Source organism: Halobacillus faecis (assembly GCF_007991335.1).
In the GTDB taxonomy this organism is placed as follows: Bacteria; Bacillota; Bacilli; order Bacillales; family Halobacillaceae; genus Halobacillus; species Halobacillus faecis.
Map to the genome: position 1 here is coordinate 1 of NZ_BJYD01000006.1, position 17,333 is coordinate 17,333.

Consider the following 17,333-nt stretch of genomic DNA (forward strand, 5'->3'; position numbering starts at 1 on the left):
CTTCTTGCGCGCGTTCCTTTCTTCTTGCGCGCGTTCCTTTCTTCTTGCGCGCGTTCCTTTCTTCTTGCGCGCGTTCCTTTCTTCTTGCGCGCGAAAGGTCATCCTCAAATCGGATGACCTTTCGCTTCATTTATTCATTAAAAATCGATAAGAAAGCACTAAACCCGCCACGTAAAAGAAAAGAGCGATGTACGCAGGCAGCAAGTGGATGAATGTCGTATAACCGATCATGACGTGTACAAAAATTCCTGCAGCAAAAGCGGGAATTCCTCCGATTAGGAACATCCACCAGAACCACCTTTTTCCTTGGTGGTACCCCCACAAAGCGCTCATCAGGACGAGAGAGCCGACACTAAAGAGTGCGCTTCCGAATCCGGCGCGGTCGTGAGCGATGACGGGGATCAATCGTTCATTGAAGTTCTGAATCAGTTCAGGCGGCATGCATAAGTATTGGACATCTGTCGGAATAAAGACCTCGGTCATGCCAATATAGGAAATGATCATGCCTCCAAGTATAAACGAGAATCCCAGAACGACAAAGCAAAATTGCCCATAGACACCAAGCAGCCACGTACGATCATTTTTTCGATTCTTCGATGTTGGATTTTCAGACAGACCTCGGGACTTCATCCAACCCGTCACATATAAGGGCAGGAGGATGATCCAGAATAACAGGTGCAGCCAGTCAAAATAACCATAACCGATAAAAAAGAGAATACCTAGAAAACCTGCGATCGCAGCAAAATCAATCGCCTGCTTCCCCCACTTTTCTCCCTTGGAAACAGAAAATCGAGCCAGCCACATGTAAAGCAGCCCACCGGAAATCATCGTGCCGGCGAGCGTCATCCGGTCGTGGGCCATAAACCAGAGGATCCGTTCATTGAACAAAAGCAATTCCTGTCTCGATATCCCTAGAAATGCTTCATCATAAGGAAGGATGACGGAGGTCAAACTGAACACCAAGGCAAGGAGTCCCCCTAGAAAAACGGCCAGTCCAAACAGGAAGTACCACATCCAGCCGGTTTCTCTTTCACATGCTTCTAATTTTTCATCCAGCAGCGCTTCATGAATTCGCTTAGGTAATCCAGGACCAGCTTCAACATATTCGGCAGAAAGAAACACCATGCTTGCTCCTGCGGATAGGAGGTCGAGCGCATCTGCGGGCTCCTCCACCCCTCCGACCGTGATCACATCATAGCCCTTGAGCTTTTCCAATGCATCCTTGTGCGTTTCTATTGTCCCCTCCCTACTGGATTCTTCTAAGATGACCCCTTCCACTCCTTCAAGTCTACGAACTTCAGAAACGTCTCCACTGGGCACTCTTAAAAATACAGGTTTCCATTTTGAAAGGATATCGATAAGTTCCGGCTTCCACTCATGATCCGGGACACTGAATATCCCGTGAAAAGGCTGTAGTGCTTTTGCCATTTTCATGATTTCCTCTTGGGACCCACGCAAGTGAAAGAGAAAGGGAATCTCTGCATCCAGCGTTTCAAGACGTCGGACCGTTTCTTCCAGACCGATCGCCTCCCCGTGATCAGGAAGCAGCAGCCGCCCTTCTTTTCTTATGGGGTCGTCCCCCTTCTCTGGTTCCAGGGTCACCGGTCCAATTTCAATCATGCTGAATCCTAGATTACGGAAGGCTTTCGTACCTGATAATCGTGGATCGATCTTTCCTGATAGCCCCACAGGTCCAGGGATCAGCTCCCGTCCTAATGAAGTTGCGGGTCGTTCAGAGATCTCCTCTCTCCCTAGGAAATGAATGATATGCCCGCCTCCTGGAAGAGAGGCAATCCGGTTCATATTTTTATGTAAAAATTCCCTGGAAGTCACAGGGGAAAGTTTTGATAGCCAAGGTTTGAACAACACATGATAAGACCAATCCGGCATAAAATCTTCCTTTTCAATAAGAATGCTTCTGTTTCATAAGAAAAGAGGCGCCGGAAGCGGCACCTCTTTTTTCTACTTGATCGCGTTCGGTCCGTGCAGCATCCGGTTTGTGCGATGCGTTCCGTACCGATCCTTCAACTCGAGCCGCTTCAACTCCCGTTTCAACTTGTTGTAGCTTTTCAGACGTGCAGCATCGAGTTCTCCTTCATCGATGGCCTGCTGGACCGCACATCCCGGCTCTCGTTCATGCTTGCAGTCTCTGAACTTACAAGATGCGCTCAAACGGTCGATATCAGAGAACGTCTGGCCGACCCCTTCTTCATCGCCACCCCATAGCTGCAATTCACGCATGCCGGGTGTATCAATGATGTAGGTTCCGTTCGGCAGTTCGAACAGCTCTCTATGTGTCGTCGTATGCCGTCCGCGCTGGTCCTCTTCACGGACGCCCTGGGTGGCTTGTTTCTCCATACCGAGCAGATAGTTGATGAGTGTCGACTTGCCGACACCAGAAGAACCGACAAGTGAAATCGTATCGCCCACTCGCAATTCAGTGACCAGTTCTTTCATTCCTGTGCCTGTCAAACTATCGACGGCATAGACCGGAACGCCAGGAGCCACACTTTCGACTTTAGCGATGTGATCAGGAACCGTATCGCACAAGTCCCTTTTCGTTAAAACGATGACAGGGCTTGCGCCGCTCTCATAAATTTGCTGGACATACCGCTCAATTCTTCTCAAGTTGAATTCCTGAGTCAAGGCCGTGACGATAAAAACCGTACCGACGTTCGCTGCAATGATTTGCTCCTGATGACTTCCGCCCGCCTTTTTCCTCGACAAGACTGTCTGACGACCCAGGACGCGGTGAATTTTCGCACGTGCGCCTGCATCATAAGGTTCAAATACAACCCAATCCCCGACAGCCGGGTAATCTTTGTCTACCTCGACGGTATGGTGAAACCTTCCGGATACTTCTCCGTTTCGCTCCTGCTCATCATCCACGACCGTGTACAAGCCATGAGTCAGGCGGGTGACTCTACCGATGTGGTCCCCTTCGTTCATTTGTGCTTTAAAAAATTCTGTAAAATCATTCCGTTTCATTCAATTCCTCCTGAAATTTTGGAGGACGTTACGAGTGATGTCCTCCGTGATTTGATTGATTTGTATTGGATAGAATAGTTACGTTTGCCATAAAACATCACTCCTAACTTTTTAGTTGGTTCTATTATATCAGAATTTTTGGTCAGTGGTTCTATTTATCCCCTGGAAACTGCTTTTTTTGCAGAAACGGCTGCGAACGTGATGGTGATGGTACATACGATAAGGATGGCAAAAACCCCCTGCATCAAATCCCAAAACACCCAGCCATCAATAAGAGCTGTACGCATACTTTCAAAAATGTAGGTCGTCGGGTTGATCGTCGCTGCGATTTTCAGCCACTGGGCTTCAATCAGATCATACGGGACGAACGTGGTACTTAGAAAAATGAGCGGGAAAAAGATGAATGTTCCCGCTTGTGCGGCCTGGGCGTTTCCTGTACGGAGTGCGACTCCAGCAGAATATCCGGCAAACGCAAGCCCCCAGCCAACGGCAATCAGCAACACAAACAGAATGCCACCAAAACCGGTGACCACTTCAAGCCCAAGCAAAAAAGCGATGCCTATGATGAGCAGCGTTTGGACGACAAGTTGAAGCATTCCTGCAATGATCGGCCCGAGGACGATCGCCAGTCTTGAAGCAGGTGTCAGGAGCAACCGTGAGAAAAAACCGTTTTCGATGTCTTTCACAATGCTCTGTCCGGCACCCCCGGCTCCACCAATGGCGGCAGAGACGATGGAGACAGGCAGAATGAACGCTAAATAGTTCGCACCTTCAAATGTCGGCAGTTGGGAGATCCCGCTCAAACCGCCTTCATAAACAAGGAGGAAAAAAGCCGATATGATCAAGTTAGGGATGAAAGAAAATGGATTACGCAACGTCGTTTTGATGTTTCTTACCGTCATGAGCCACGTATCTTTCCATAAATTATTCCCCATCTGCTCTCACTCCCTCTTTTTTCTCACTCGTGATTTTCAAGAAAATATCATCTAGGGTTGGAGAGGAGAGTTGGATGTCCTCTATTTCATAGCCTTCCTGATCAAACAGACGGACAACTTCAAGCAATTGTTTTGTCCCCTCTTCTACATAAATGAGAACCTTATTCTGCCGACTGATCACATCAACGTCCGCCATCCGTTCGCGTAAGTACTCCACAGCCTCGGCTTGCTGATTTTCATCTTTTAATGTAAGTGTGATCAAATCATTCCCGATTTGGGCCTTCAACTCTTTCGGCGTGCCTGTCGCAACAATTTCCCCATCATTGATGATGCTGATGCGGTGAGCAAGCGAATCGGCCTCCTCTAAATACTGGGTTGTTAGAAAAATGGTGGTGCCCACTTCTTCATTCAGCCGCCGCAGTTCTTCCCAGATGGCCATGCGGTTCGAAGGATCAAGCCCTGTTGTCGGTTCATCGAGAAAAAGAATCTTCGGTTCATTGACGAGCGTGAGAGCGAGATCAAGACGTCTACGCATCCCGCCCGAATAGTTGCCGATCCTCCGTTCTGCCGCTTCTGTCAGCTGCACAATCTCCAACAGCTCCTGGGCCCTCTTTTTTCCTTCCTCTTTACGGAATCCGAAAATATTCGCTTGAAGCTCAATCATTTCCCTTCCAGTCAGGTCAGGATCCACACCTGTTTCCTGTAGCGCTACTCCTATATAACGTCTGACTTTTTCCGGCTCTCGAATGACGTCATGACCAGCCACTTCTGCTTTGCCGGAAGTGGCATTGATGAGCGTCGTTAAAATTTGGACAGTGGTCGATTTCCCTGCTCCGTTCGGTCCTAAAAACGCGAAGAATTCTCCTTCCTCCACTTCAAACGAAACATCTTTTACGGCTTGAACGTTTCCTTTTTTGAATGTTTTAGTCAAATGCTCGACAACGATTTTTCCATTCATCCCTATCCCTCCAGTCATCCATCCATATCTCTACTATATACAAAAGTCCCACCATAATCACATTCAGAATAAACAGCTATTAAGTTTGATTGGAACATAAGATTGAAACTCCCAAACCTAAGTACTTAAACTCTGAAAACTTGATCCAGAGCGTTTTATGCTTTGAACAATCGGGATAGCGGAAGACAATCCAACTTGGGAAGGGGTTCGTATCTTACATAAATCGAATGGGATGGTTGGGAAGCTGCGAGACTCCAGTGGGAGAAGGAGATAGGCAAGATCCCGCAGGAAGGAGTCCGAGGAACCTCGGCGCACCCCCACAGGAAAGTGTTCCAATGCGGAATTGCCCCAGTAAACACTGGGCGATGAAGCTGGACGAGTAGCTTCCAAGCCACCCCTAACGCCCAATCTAGGTAACGAACCCCGAGAACATCTCAAAACTGAGTCTTCAAGAAAAGGGGAGCTCTAATAAAAGATTAATATAAATGAAGGGTTTTAGGTTTGAAACTGGTTCAAGCGGGGAATCTTTATTTTTACGTCACTACGGAAAACCGCCAAAACTAGACGGTTTTCACGGTTGAAACAGGATTTCAAAACGTGATAGAATCTCTAATAATAAGAATTTTCAGAATAAGTTCGAGGAGGTGAATACCATGGAGCTCACTCAATTGTATCCTTGGTTGATGCCGGCCCTTTTGATCATTAGTATCGGTACGTTGTTCGGTTCATACTTAACGTTTAGAGCAGAAAAATACATGATGTTGATGGCGATTGGTATGGTACAAACGCTGATTAGTACGATGCTTGCAGCAAGCGTCGGACCGCTTTTGTTCGGGATTGGGTTGACACAGTTCTACGTAGGAATTGTCAACATGAAAAAGGTGAAAGGCTATGAGACATGAGAAATCATCGTCTTATAGTTCTTTCACCTTTTTTTCTATATAGATACATAAATCTCCAAGCGTCGGAAAATGAGATAACTCTCGACCTCTTGGTAGCTCCTGATGGGTGTTCGGTGGGAGCTCCCAATGTTGAATGAGGGCCGCGAACGCTTCCATAAATGGATCACGGTCATTTTTAAAAATGGGGGCAAGTTCGATATTTGTGGTCAAGTTTTCCAGTGGATGTTTATTCCTTTCATCGCTGTACAAATGCACATAATAGACCACGCTCTGATAAATGGCGACCGTTGTTCTTGGGTCCTGGGCCTTTTTCTTTTCTTTCTTTGACTGAAAAGCTCTGAAACTGTAGATTTCTCCCATCCCCCCACCTCCTTGTTTCTCTATGAAGATATATTTCTTTTTTTCATTTCCTTAATCCTTCATGATTGCAGATAATTTTTGTAAAAGTTTCACCCTCATGAATTCCTGCCTGTTGTGGTATCCTGTAGAAAAGAACTTTTTTAAGTGAGGGAATAGTTTATGATGATGAAAAACGCGGGGTGGATCGGCTTGTTCCTCCTTTTGTTGGTCGGATGCAGCTCTAATGCAGATGCAGAGGACACGTTAAATATAAATCCACTTGAAGGAGAAGATGACCTCACAGAGGAGGAGACAGCTGAAGGGAATGGAAATAAAATGCAGCTCACCCTCGATGGAGTTTCTTACCCGTTTACAACCAAAGATTACCCGATTTTATCCCAATATGTACATAATTTTGATCAGCCTGAACAATACCTGCGCAAGCTTCCTTTTTCTAAAATTAGAGAAGATCAGTATTTGGTGGAGTTTGCCTGTCATGAGGAGCGCTGCTCACATTTGATGATTGATTTTGAACAAAAGCACTCGTTTCTAATGAGTGATTTGAGCCAACTGGTTTCAAGCCACGTTTCTCCTGATCAGCAGTATGTGGCGTTCCTTTTTGAACGTACGCATGAAGAAATGGCGGTCCACCAGTTGGTCGTCATGGACCTGGGTACGCTCGAACCGATTGAACTGGAACCCGGAGAAGACCACCTCCTCCCAAAACCAAATCAGTATCAATACGCGATCCATTCTGTTACTTTTATGGATGAAGAACGTTTACAAATCACAAGTGACGATCCAACGGCAGACCCCGATACGAAGGACCCGGTTCGGACGCAATGGATCTACCAATAGGAGGACAGAATCATGAATGAAACGCTTGAAACGATTTTGAACCACCGTTCAATACGAAAATTCAAAGATACACCTGTGACAGACGAGCAGTTGAATACGATTTTGTCTGCGGCGCAGCAGGCGTCCACATCGAGCTACATGATGGCTTACACGATCATTGGCGTGACAGATGAAAAGAAAAAAGCACAACTGGCGGAAATCACCGGTCAGGGATACGTGAAAGATAACGGTCATTTGATGATTTTCTGTGCCGATCTTTACCGTCATACCCTTCACGCCTCTTCAGAGCAGTACGAGGAGATGCTTTCCAATCTTGAAAACAGTGAACATTTTCTCGTTTCTGCGATTGACGCAGCCCTTGCTGCCCAGAATGCGGCGGTTGCTGCAGAATCGATGGGGCTTGGCATCTGTTATATCGGAAGTATTCGGAACCAGCTTGATAAAGTGGATGAGATCCTGGAACTTCCGAAACATGTGCTTCCACTGTTCGGCATGGTCCTCGGGGAACCCGCTCACCAGCCTGACAAGAAACCGCGTCTCCCGAAAGAAGCCATCTATTTTGAAAATGAATACAAACGCGACCATAAAGATGAGCTCGGTGCTTTTGATGAAACGATCGCCGCCTATTATCAGTCCCGTCAAACGAATACGAGAAATGACTCCTGGACTGACCAAATGCTGCGCCGCTTCACTAAGCCAATGCGGATGGACGTCACCAGTATCGTGAAAAAGAAAGGCTTCAACAAGCAGTAAGAGGAGTTGCCACCTATGTATGAAACGATTGCTCTTAACATAAAGAGTGCAGAACGGATCGCTGTCCTGACGGGTGCTGGGGTGTCGACAGCAAGCGGAATTCCTGATTTCCGCTCAAGCGAAGGGTTATGGACGGAAGATCATGATCGCGAGTACTATATGTCGACCGATTACTTTTTCCATGACCCCGTGGACTTCTGGAAAAAATATAAGGCGATCTTCCGGATGAAGCTGTTGAAAAACTACCGGCCGAACCTTGTCCATCAATTTATTAAAGAATTGGAAACCGAAGACCGGGAAGTCTCGATCATCACGCAGAACGTGGACGGACTTCACAGCCTTGCCGGGAGTTCGCGTGTCCTTGAATATCACGGAACGTTGAACCGATCGAGCTGTCCGGACTGCGGCAGATCTTACTCGTTGGATGATGTCATGAAAGTCGCTGTACCGGTTTGTGAGGATTGCGGAGCGGTGTTGAAGCCGGATGTTCTGTTGTTTGGTGACCTGATCACCGCTCATGATAAGGCTGAATCGATCATTGAAAAAGCTGACCTTTTGCTCGTCATGGGCACGTCGCTTTTCGTGACTCCTTTCAACCTGCTTCCTTCCCTTGCTTATGAACAGGAAAACACGACGACGATTCTCATCAACAATGAACCGACAGATAAGGACCGTCTTTTTGACTATGTCCTACACGAAGACCTGTCAGCAGCGATCACGAAAATAAAAGAAAACATGTAAAAAAACGCCTCCTTCTGCAGAAGGAGGCGTTTTTCCATTATTTGTATGACCTGGTACACCAGATGATGGATATTATACCAATCCAAGTTTTTTGATGACTGGTTTTAAGGTGAGTCCTTGGACAATCAGTGAGAAGAGGACGACGGAAAAGGTGAGCAGCAGCACTTGTTCCCGGCCGTCAAAATCCATGGGCAGACTCAAGGCGAGAGCGATCGAGAGACTTCCTCTCAATCCACCCCAGTTGATGAGGATTCTCTCTTTGGAAGACAGTTCTTTCACCCAGCCTGTTCCAATGTAGACGGCAATGGTACGTCCGACGAGGACAATAGCGATGGCTCCGACAATATATCCCCAATTGCCTGCAAGATCAATGTTCCGAATTTCAAGACCGACCATCAGGAAGATCAGCGCATTCGCAAGCAGTGTGATGCTATCCCAGAACGTATTGATATTCGTTTTCGTTTCCTTGGACATGCCAATCTTCGCCCCATAATCGCCGAATACGAATCCAGCGACGACAACAGCGATTACCCCTGACGTATGGAAATGTTCAGCGATAAAGTAACTTCCGAAAAACAACAGGGCACTGAAGGCGACCTCCAGCGGATAATCATCGAAAATCCGAATCACTTGAGAGAATATAAAACCAAGGAGAAGTCCGATAAGGGCGCCGCCAACGGCAAACTTCAGAAATAGGAATACTCCGCTCCCAAGACCAGCCCATCCCATTTCAATGTAGGTCAACAAGTAGATGCTGGCGATTTTGAAGAGCACGACGGCGATGCCGTCATTAAACAGCGACTCCCCTTCCATAATCGTCGACATTTTTTGTTTCACACCGAGGGATTTGAAGATGGAAAGCACACTGATCGGATCCGTTGCACTCATGAGCGCAGCAAAGGTAAACGCGACAGCAAGCGGCAGGTCCAAAAAGAAATAAGCCGCTGCCCCGATGCTGAGCGACGATATGAATGTCCCTAAAAATGCGAGCCCCAACACCGTTTTCTTTTGTGAAAAAAGATGATGAAAAGGGAGCTTCAACGTTGCATCACCGAGCAGAATCGGAAGGAAAAGCGAGATGACGGTCGCCTGGAACACTTCCGACTGGGTAATGTAGCTTTCCGCTTCTTCAATGAAAGGCAGCTGGGTCAGGCCGAGAACGAGACCGACGAGAACCAAGGCGATCGAGTCTGGTTCTTTCAATAGTTTGGCGATGGCGATGACTGTGACAGAGATGGCGAGCAACAATAGGATTTGAATAAAAACATCATGAAATCCGTGCATGAGAAACCCTCCCAGGATGAAATAGCTACAGTTAGTCTTTCCCTTCTTGGTCTCCCCTTACCCATAAAAAAACGGACGTAAAAAACGTCCGCGCTTCTGTTATTCTTTTACTGACAGCTGATGCTCTGAAAGGATGACCGCCAAACGGTCTTCGATCTCGTCTACATCTTCTGCCAGGAAATGATTGAACACCATCGCAAAAATCAGCGGTTCCCCGTCTTTCGTTGTGACATACCCGGAAAGGGAGGAAACACCACTCAGCGTGCCTGTTTTCGCCCTGACATTTCCTTCCGCTTCGGTTCCCTGCATCCTATGGCGCAACGTGCCGCCTTCAAATCTTTTTTCATTCCCGGCCACTGGCAGCGAACGGCGGAATTCAGGGAACCATTCTTTCTCTTGAACCTGGAAAAGCAATTGGGAGATTTCATGGGCAGGAATAAAATTTGTCGCTGACATTCCCGATCCATCATTGAGTTGTATCGTATCCATATTCACTCCTAAATGCCGCATTTCCGCTTCGACAACTTCCAACCCTTTTTCCCAGCTTCCTTCATCGTGGACGACCTTGCCCATCTCCTTCACTAATACTTCCGCATGACCATTGTTACTCAGCTTCATAAAGGGAAGAAACAACTCTTTTAAAGGCATGGACGAATGCTCATACAAGCGAGTGGCCTGTTTAGGCGTTTCAGGGAATTTAGCGTGTGATCCTTTCACCACTATGCCCTCTTTTACTAACGACTGGTAAAAGAGTTCAATCACGAGCCCTGTCGGTTCAAGAACCGAGATCCACGATTTAGAAACAGGATCATCGATGGCCATGGTCCCCTCTACGACAATCGTATTGGTCCCGTGCTCCCTCTCCACCTTTAATTCATCTTCTGTTTTGGACGTTCCGGTCTTTGTCCGGTTCAAAATTTCTACATATTCGTTACCTGGGGTCACTTCAATCGTCGCCGCTTGTCCTTCTTTATGTGCAGGAGAGACGCTGATCAACACGGTCCCTGTATCATAATCCTGGTCCGGAGACACGGTCAGGGCAGACACTTGCGAGGCATAGTACTCACTTTCCTGTGACCATAGAATCCCAGGGGACAAGCGGATCTTGTCATACCACGAATCATCCGCTATAACCTCTCCTGTCACTTCCTTGATCCCCTTCTTTCTTAAAGAAACGGCCATCGCATCCAAGTCTTCAGCGGTCAGAGATGGATCACCTTTCCCCTTCAAATATAGGTTTCCTTTCAGCGTGCCGTCCTCGATCACCCCGTCCGTCCACAATCCCGTTGTAAACGCGTGTTCAGGTCCAAGCGTCTCCAATGCGGCTGCTCCTGTGAACAATTTTGTGTTTGAAGCAGGTGTCAACCTAAGGTGCCCATTCTTTTCATAAACCACCTCTCCTGAGACGGCGTGGCGTATGCTCACCCCAGCCATCGCCCCATGAAGAGTTTCACCTTCTAATAAACGATCTATTTTATCTTTCAATGCCGTCTCCCCTTCCGAGACCTCCTTTTCTTCTTCCACGTTTGATTAAAAAACAACATCCTGACGAGGGTAAGAAAAGGGATGACAAGCTGTATTCTCTTCGGTGTCGACATCTCTATGTAAAGGCCTCCTAAAAATCTTACCTATGTTCATCGTAGCAGAGCAGCCAGATTTTGTAACTTGATCTTTATCCCTATCCTGCTACTTCTTCAAGGGGAATAGGACTCTTTTCAAGGCCGCTTTCGAATGCTATCCTCTTCCTGAAGCTTTTTATAAAACTGATGCACCGCCCAAACTGATGAGGGAACATGGGTGTCTGAGGCATACACCCATGCCATTTCCGCTTCATTTCCTTCATTGACCAAGCATATGGTTATCCATATGCCCCCCATTATTGATAGAGTACCTTTAGAAGGAAGAGGTGTAGAGATGAAACTGAAAATCACCCTGGCCGTTGCTGTTTCCATTGCAGCACTGCTATGGTTTTTAAATGAAGATAAAGAAAAAAGCTCACAAAAAGCTGAAGACGATTGTTCCGGAGATCGGTTCTGTTCGTTTGAAGAGTTGACTGCCGTTTATGAGGAAGGAGAGGACTGGGTCATTGCCACAAGTACAGAAGGTAACCAGACATGGCTCGTCAGTGCGATCCATGGCGGCGGGATCGAAGAAACAACCTCAACTCTAGCAGAAGCGATTGCTGGAGATGAGTATCCCTATTACGCATTCAAAGGAAGATTGACATCCGATAATTTCAGAAACTTACATATCACTTCGACAAACTTTGATGAGCCTCAAGCCCTTGAGATGGTCGCAGGAGCCAACCATCATATTTCCATTCACGGAGCAGGCGGTGATGAGCCTAAAACATTGATCGGCGGTCGGGATCAAGAGTTGATGGGGCTTGTAAAGCGTCATTTAGAAGAAGAAGGTTTTGCTGTCGAAGAACCTCCTGAACACCTGAACGGTGATCACCCCGACAACTATGTCAACAAAACAAAGACAAACAAAGGGGTCCAACTTGAGATTACCCGAGCACAAAGAAAGGCATTTTTTAAAAACGGGGACATCAGTTATTCATCAAGGAAAGATTCTACTAATGAGACCGAAGCGTTTAAAGCGTATGTAGAAGCCATTCAGGAAGCAATGAAAGAATATCAAGACTAGCAAACGTAACGCTCCACCACATGTGGAGCGTTTTAACCGATAGGATTTACACAACCATTCACCCTTTTACCCAATCAAATTCACCATTCTCAATCACTTGTAAAAGGGTGTTCTCTCCTTCGATTTTATATTCACCGCCCACACCTTCACCATCCATACTTCCCCAGATACGGACGGCATCCTTTCCAATAATGATCTGAATCTCGTCTCCATAAGATCCACCTTCCAGCCAAATCGAATAGAGGTGTGTGGAGAAACCATCATCTGAGGTCACGAGAGTCATATCTGAGGGGGACTGCAACACGCTTTTCATCTCTTCAGGATCTTCCAAAGTGACGGATTTGAATGGTTTCCCCATCTCGGTATAAATCTTGATTTCCGTGACCATTTGTCCAGAACTTATGTGATTAGGGAGTACTTCACCGAATGTGGTCGTTGTTGGTTTGTTGATCAAATAGAACAAAACAGGTGTAGCAAGAAGAAAAGCAAGCATCAATCCGATCACCAGCCCTGTCTTTCTCCTGAAGAGCAGGAATAAAAAGGCGAAAACGGCTGCTCCTATGATGCTTATGAGTACGAACACATTTCCAATGTTCACATCATCCTTAAAGTAGGCCCCTGTCGCCCCCACGGCAATCAGCGTCACGGCGGCCATGATGGGGAGAACAATCAGCGCTGTTTTGCGTACGCGTTCGTTGACCAAGAAAATCCCTCCATTCTACCTACTATTTACTCCTCGGCTTAGATAAAGGCTGCTTCCCCACCTTTTCCGAAAGTTGATCTTCAATCAATCGTTATAAAACATTTAAAAATGAGTACGAGAAATAAAAAAGAAGCTTCCATTTCCCTGAAAAATATAAAAAACCTCTTTGAATGGAAAGGCCTATGATGATCAAGTCATTCAACCCGAACCAGAAAGCTCACAGAATGTTCCTTTGCTTATTTTTTCATCTTTTTAAACCCACCGATCGGTAGAAAGAGGACGAAGAACAAAATGATCCATGAACCGATATCCATAGGGTCTCCCTCCTAAAAGTTTCATTGACTTCTTTACGTGCTAGAACGATAAAGGTTTCATGATCCTGGATGTGCTCTTATTCCTTTCTATTCATCGGCAGGTGATTCCCTCCGAGAAATCCTCAATAGATGGAACCTTCCAGGATCTCCTTAATACCCCCTAAATGCTGGATAAGGGATAACCCGGAGAAAAAGACGTAAAAACAGCTGAGGACAAGCACTTTCCCGAGTGGTTTCCCTTTCAGGACATCCATCCCTACCCAGAAGATCGCTACCATAATGGCCGTGAAAAAGAGGTGGTACTCCATTGCTTGAGCGTGAATACGATCGACGAGCGCTTTTGCTCTCCATTCATCCCCTTCAGGCGGTTGATAAGTGACCCTCTTTTCTTCAATCCCCCACGTATTCAAGGACTGTACAACGACCGAATTCTCCTCTTTTTTCACCACTTCATAACCGAGCGGGGAATACCCAAGTGGATAAGCGAGAAAATAAGATAGGAGAAATGCGGCCAAAAGAAACGCGATGTAAAGAAGGATGCGCCTGACTTTATTCAGCAACTCTTCACTCATGGTCATACCTCCTTATTCTATCTAGACTAAACCCTTATCTTCCCATACGAGTTCATCCCTTGAATGGTTTCACCCTATCTTCCATTCAACCCTGGAATGATCATCCCTTTTCGTTCAAAGCTGAACATTGTTTCGGTATCGAACTTTCCCCCAAACCATAAACGTTCAAGATTTTCTAACTAATGGATGCAGATCGTACCTCTAAAGACTGCCAGCCCTTTTCTAAAGTCTTTCACATGATTCCTACAGCACCTACTCATACTAACTTCAGGAGGAGTCAGGATGAAAATTGCCATTCTTTCAATATGCTTATTAATCAGTGCCCCGTTCATTCAGGAACAGCACGCATCGATCACTCATGAGGGTGAAAAGTTAATGACCGTTAACCGTGAGGATTTCAAGGATGAAACGTTAGGTAGACCCTTTGTCGATACAAAAAAAACCGTGCAGTTGATTGCCGCCCTGGAAACTGAAGTCAACCGCGAACCAGTACCCGCAACAATAGGAGAAGCAGAGGAAATTATCCCCGGCAAACCGGGAGTCAAGGTCGATCAGAGAAAGTTCATCGAAGAATTTTATCGTTATTTAAATAATAAGGGATCCGCGGTCATTCAAACTCCCACCCTCCCCGTTCACCCGAGAGTGGATAGTGAATTGCTCGCAACCATCCGCACGAAACAGATCGGCCAATACGTCACTTATTTTAATAAAAACAATCACGAACGTGCCCACAATATCCGTCTGGCTGCAGAAGCATTGGACAGTCATGTCGTCTTTCCCGGCGAGGTTTTCTCTTTTAATCAGGTGGTCGGGAAAAGGACAGTAGAAAAGGGATATAAGAAAGCCCCGGTCATCGTCAAAGGAGAAGTGACCGAAGGCATCGGCGGAGGCATCTGTCAGTTATCTTCCACATTGTTCAACTCGGTAGACAAAGCCGGTGTGAAGATTTTAGAACGCTATTCGCACAGTAAGCGTGTCCCTTATGTTCCGGAAGGGCGCGATGCGACAGTGAGTTGGTACGGTCCTGATTTCACATTTAAAAATCCGTACAATCAGCCCCTGCTGATCCGGTCGAAGGTGTATGGCGGACAGATGATTGTAAAAGTGTATTCTTCTGATGTGATCAATACAGAACCAAAGGAAGTTCCCGATGCAAGCAAACAGCTCCCTGAAGAGATGTTCCAATGATATGACACATTCATTCAATCACACAAAAAGGTCTGTACCTCATTAAATCACAGGAGGTACAGACCTTTTTGTGGTAGACATCAGACATACAGCGAACCCCGGAACCCTCTGGATTTATAATAGGACTCTGCTCCGTTATGATACAAAAAAACGTGATCAAAGCGACGATCGCAAAAAAGCGCCCCGCCAAGTTCTCTAATCTTCTCAGGCGTATGAACCCAGCTGGATGTCTTCAAATCAAATTCCCCGAGATCCTGCAGATCACGATACTGTTCTTCCGTCAGCATTTCGATCCCCATCGACGCGGCCATATCCATCGCGCTGGTTTCTGGTTTATATTTCTTCCTGGATTCCAAGGCGGCGCGATCATAACACACACTTCTCCGGCCTTTAGGACTTTCCTTTGAACAATCATAAAAGATGTAGGCGTCCTTCTCTTTGCTGTATCCGACGACATCCGGTTCGCCACCGGTTCTTTCCATTTCGTGCAGGGACCACAACTTTTCAGGAAGTTCATGAAGTTTAGCCTGGACTTGATTCCATTCCAGTTCCTCATGACGATTCCTATACTTTTCGAAACGTGCTTCTAATACTTGAAGCAGTTCTTCTTTTTCTTCTTGTAAAAGCTGCGCTTTATGGCTGGTACTCGTGTCCTTTGTCATCTTCCTTCCTCCCCAATCGTTGATATCTTTTATCTTACTATAAAGAGCCCATATAAACACAAGAGTGTCCGGGTTATGGAAGGGAACACACGCGTTTTGTGTCACCTGAAAGCAAAAAAATCTGCCTCAGACTTTATAAAGTCAGGGCAGATTCTCTAGCCGTATTATTGAATATTTATAAAAACACGAAGTACATAATGAACAGGCCACCAAGGGTGTACATGATCGGGTGTACCTGCTTCCAGTCTCTCTTCGCAATCATAGCAAATGGATAAAGAATAAATCCGAGCGCAATTCCGGTTGCGACACTGAACGTGAGCGGCATCATGATGATCGTGACGAACGCCGGCACGACGATTTCAAAACGGCTCCAGTCGATTTCTTTCACTTCTGTCGCCATGAGAGCACCGACGATGATCAGTGCAGGTGCTGTCACTTCTGGTGTGATGACACCAAGAACAGGAGAAAAGAACAACGCAATAAAGAAACAGATCGAAATGACAACGCTCGTAAATCCTGTACGGCCGCCGACTGCAACACCCGCAGAAGATTCAACGAAGGAAGCTGTCGTCGATGTCCCGAAGATGGCTCCTGCCACTCCAGACGTGGAGTCAGCCAATAGAGCGCGGCCTGCGTTTGGAATTTTGTTGTCTTTCATGATTCCCGCCTGGCTGGCTACAGCAATAAGCGCGCCTGCCGTATCAAAAAATGCGACAAACAAGAAGGTGAAAATAACCGCTAACACTTCCGGTCTGAAGATTTCCCCTAAATGCTGAAAAACCACGCCGAAGGTTGGCTCGAGGCTTGGAATTTCCCCCACGACCGATTTAGGCACATCCACCAATCCAACCATCATGCCGATGATGCTGGTGATGACAATCCCGTAGAAAATCCCTCCGCGAATGCCGCGCACAAGCATCATCAGCGTAACGATAAAGCCGAACGCTGCAAGAGCTGTTGTTGGTGAGGTCAATTGACCGATCGATACAAACGTCTCTTCGCTCCCAACGACGATGCCGGCATTTTTCAATCCGATGAACGCAATGAAAAAGCCGATGCCTCCTGCAATCGCATGCTTTAAATCTTTCGGAATGACATTGATGATCTTCTCCCGGATCTTAAGTAAACTGAGGATCATAAAGATGATTCCAGCGATGAAGACGCCGGTCAAAGCGACCTGCCATTCAATGCCCATCCCGATGACTACAGAAAAGGTGAAGAATGAGTTCAGCCCCATACTGGGTGCGATTCCTACAGGAAAGTTAGCAAGAAGTCCGATCAACAGCGATCCGACAATGGCGGATAAAGCCGTAGCTGTGAATAGTGCCCCTTTATCCATCCCCGCCTGACTTAGAATGATCGGATTGACGACTAATATATAAGCCATAGAAAGAAACGTCGTAATCCCCGCGAGCGTTTCTTTTTGAAAGTCCGTTTCACGTTCTTTGAATTGAAAAAAGTTTCTCATGATGTCCCCTCCTATCAAA

The 17,333-nt window shown here is 46.5% G+C and carries 17 protein-coding genes; 6 read left to right on the forward strand and 11 right to left on the reverse strand.

The genetic code is table 11. The features are described 5' to 3' along the window. Positions 1-126: 126 nt before the first annotated feature. From HFA01_RS03770 to HFA01_RS03785, 4 genes are all read right to left on the reverse strand, one after another. A complete protein-coding gene (locus tag HFA01_RS03770) occupies positions 127-1,890 on the reverse strand; it encodes a beta/alpha barrel domain-containing protein (protein ID WP_146813370.1) in 1,764 nt (587 codons plus the stop codon). 72 nt (positions 1,891-1,962) lie between these two features. Then, a complete protein-coding gene (rsgA, locus tag HFA01_RS03775) occupies positions 1,963-2,988 on the reverse strand; it encodes a ribosome small subunit-dependent GTPase A (RefSeq protein WP_146813372.1) in 1,026 nt (341 codons plus the stop codon). A gap of 155 nt (positions 2,989-3,143) precedes the next feature. Next, positions 3,144-3,923: an ABC transporter permease gene (locus HFA01_RS03780; RefSeq protein WP_146813374.1), complete on the reverse strand. Its 780-nt coding sequence runs from the start codon at positions 3,921-3,923 to the stop codon at positions 3,144-3,146. Further along, the gene (locus HFA01_RS03785) at positions 3,913-4,881 is read right to left on the reverse strand and encodes an ATP-binding cassette domain-containing protein (protein ID WP_146813376.1); all 969 of its coding nucleotides are present in this window, start codon (positions 4,879-4,881) and stop codon (positions 3,913-3,915) included. Before HFA01_RS03785 ends, HFA01_RS03780 begins: the two co-directional genes overlap by 11 nt. A 653-nt stretch (positions 4,882-5,534) precedes the next feature. Between HFA01_RS03785 and HFA01_RS03790 the strand changes: the two genes are divergently transcribed. Next, the gene (locus HFA01_RS03790) at positions 5,535-5,783 is read left to right on the forward strand and encodes a hypothetical protein (RefSeq protein WP_146813378.1); all 249 of its coding nucleotides are present in this window, start codon (positions 5,535-5,537) and stop codon (positions 5,781-5,783) included. A gap of 12 nt (positions 5,784-5,795) precedes the next feature. Here HFA01_RS03790 and HFA01_RS03795 read toward each other — a convergent pair whose 3' ends face one another. Beyond that, positions 5,796-6,143 (reverse strand): hypothetical protein, encoded by a 348-nt coding sequence (locus tag HFA01_RS03795; RefSeq protein WP_146813380.1) that lies wholly within the window; start codon positions 6,141-6,143, stop codon positions 5,796-5,798. Positions 6,144-6,302: 159 nt separating this feature from the next. Here HFA01_RS03795 and HFA01_RS03800 point away from each other — a divergent pair, with 159 nt between their 5' ends. Genes HFA01_RS03800 through HFA01_RS03810 form a run of 3 tightly spaced genes read left to right on the forward strand, consistent with a single transcriptional unit; the run spans position 6,303 to position 8,474 of the window. Further along, a complete protein-coding gene (locus HFA01_RS03800; RefSeq protein WP_146813382.1) occupies positions 6,303-6,980 on the forward strand; it encodes a hypothetical protein in 678 nt (225 codons plus the stop codon). A 12-nt stretch (positions 6,981-6,992) separates the two neighbouring features. Continuing rightward, on the forward strand, positions 6,993-7,733 hold the full coding sequence (gene nfsA, locus HFA01_RS03805) for an oxygen-insensitive NADPH nitroreductase (RefSeq protein WP_146813384.1): 741 nt from the start codon (positions 6,993-6,995) through the stop codon (positions 7,731-7,733). A 15-nt stretch (positions 7,734-7,748) separates the two neighbouring features. Further along, a complete protein-coding gene (locus HFA01_RS03810; protein WP_146813386.1) occupies positions 7,749-8,474 on the forward strand; it encodes an NAD-dependent protein deacylase in 726 nt (241 codons plus the stop codon). Positions 8,475-8,546: 72 nt separating this feature from the next. On the opposite strand, the gene HFA01_RS03815 is transcribed toward HFA01_RS03810, so the two are convergent. Continuing rightward, positions 8,547-9,758: a cation:proton antiporter gene (locus tag HFA01_RS03815; RefSeq protein ID WP_146813388.1), complete on the reverse strand. Its 1,212-nt coding sequence runs from the start codon at positions 9,756-9,758 to the stop codon at positions 8,547-8,549. A gap of 99 nt (positions 9,759-9,857) precedes the next feature. After that, on the reverse strand, positions 9,858-11,243 hold the full coding sequence (gene dacB / locus HFA01_RS03820; RefSeq protein WP_167506151.1) for a D-alanyl-D-alanine carboxypeptidase/D-alanyl-D-alanine endopeptidase: 1,386 nt from the start codon (positions 11,241-11,243) through the stop codon (positions 9,858-9,860). Positions 11,244-11,672: 429 nt separating this feature from the next. On the opposite strand from dacB, the gene HFA01_RS03825 reads away from it, so the two are divergent. After that, positions 11,673-12,407 (forward strand): poly-gamma-glutamate hydrolase family protein, encoded by a 735-nt coding sequence (locus tag HFA01_RS03825; RefSeq protein WP_167506152.1) that lies wholly within the window; start codon positions 11,673-11,675, stop codon positions 12,405-12,407. A 58-nt stretch (positions 12,408-12,465) separates the two neighbouring features. On the opposite strand, the gene HFA01_RS03830 is transcribed toward HFA01_RS03825, so the two are convergent. Both HFA01_RS03830 and HFA01_RS03835 read right to left on the reverse strand, forming a co-directional pair. Next, positions 12,466-13,110, reverse strand: a complete 645-nt coding sequence (locus HFA01_RS03830; protein WP_146813395.1) for a hypothetical protein — start codon at positions 13,108-13,110, stop codon at positions 12,466-12,468. A gap of 436 nt (positions 13,111-13,546) precedes the next feature. Continuing rightward, a complete protein-coding gene (locus tag HFA01_RS03835) occupies positions 13,547-13,996 on the reverse strand; it encodes a hypothetical protein (RefSeq protein ID WP_146813397.1) in 450 nt (149 codons plus the stop codon). 282 nt (positions 13,997-14,278) lie between these two features. On the opposite strand from HFA01_RS03835, the gene HFA01_RS03840 reads away from it, so the two are divergent. Continuing rightward, entirely contained in the window at positions 14,279-15,184 is a 906-nt protein-coding gene (locus tag HFA01_RS03840) for a VanW family protein (protein ID WP_146813399.1), read from the forward strand. Positions 15,185-15,264: 80 nt separating this feature from the next. Here the strand turns inward: HFA01_RS03840 and HFA01_RS03845 are convergent, their stop codons facing one another. Continuing rightward, entirely contained in the window at positions 15,265-15,846 is a 582-nt protein-coding gene (locus HFA01_RS03845; protein WP_146813401.1) for a DUF4256 domain-containing protein, read from the reverse strand. A 175-nt stretch (positions 15,847-16,021) separates the two neighbouring features. Beyond that, on the reverse strand, positions 16,022-17,314 hold the full coding sequence (locus HFA01_RS03850; RefSeq protein ID WP_146813403.1) for an NCS2 family permease: 1,293 nt from the start codon (positions 17,312-17,314) through the stop codon (positions 16,022-16,024). Positions 17,315-17,333: the final 19 nt, after the last annotated feature.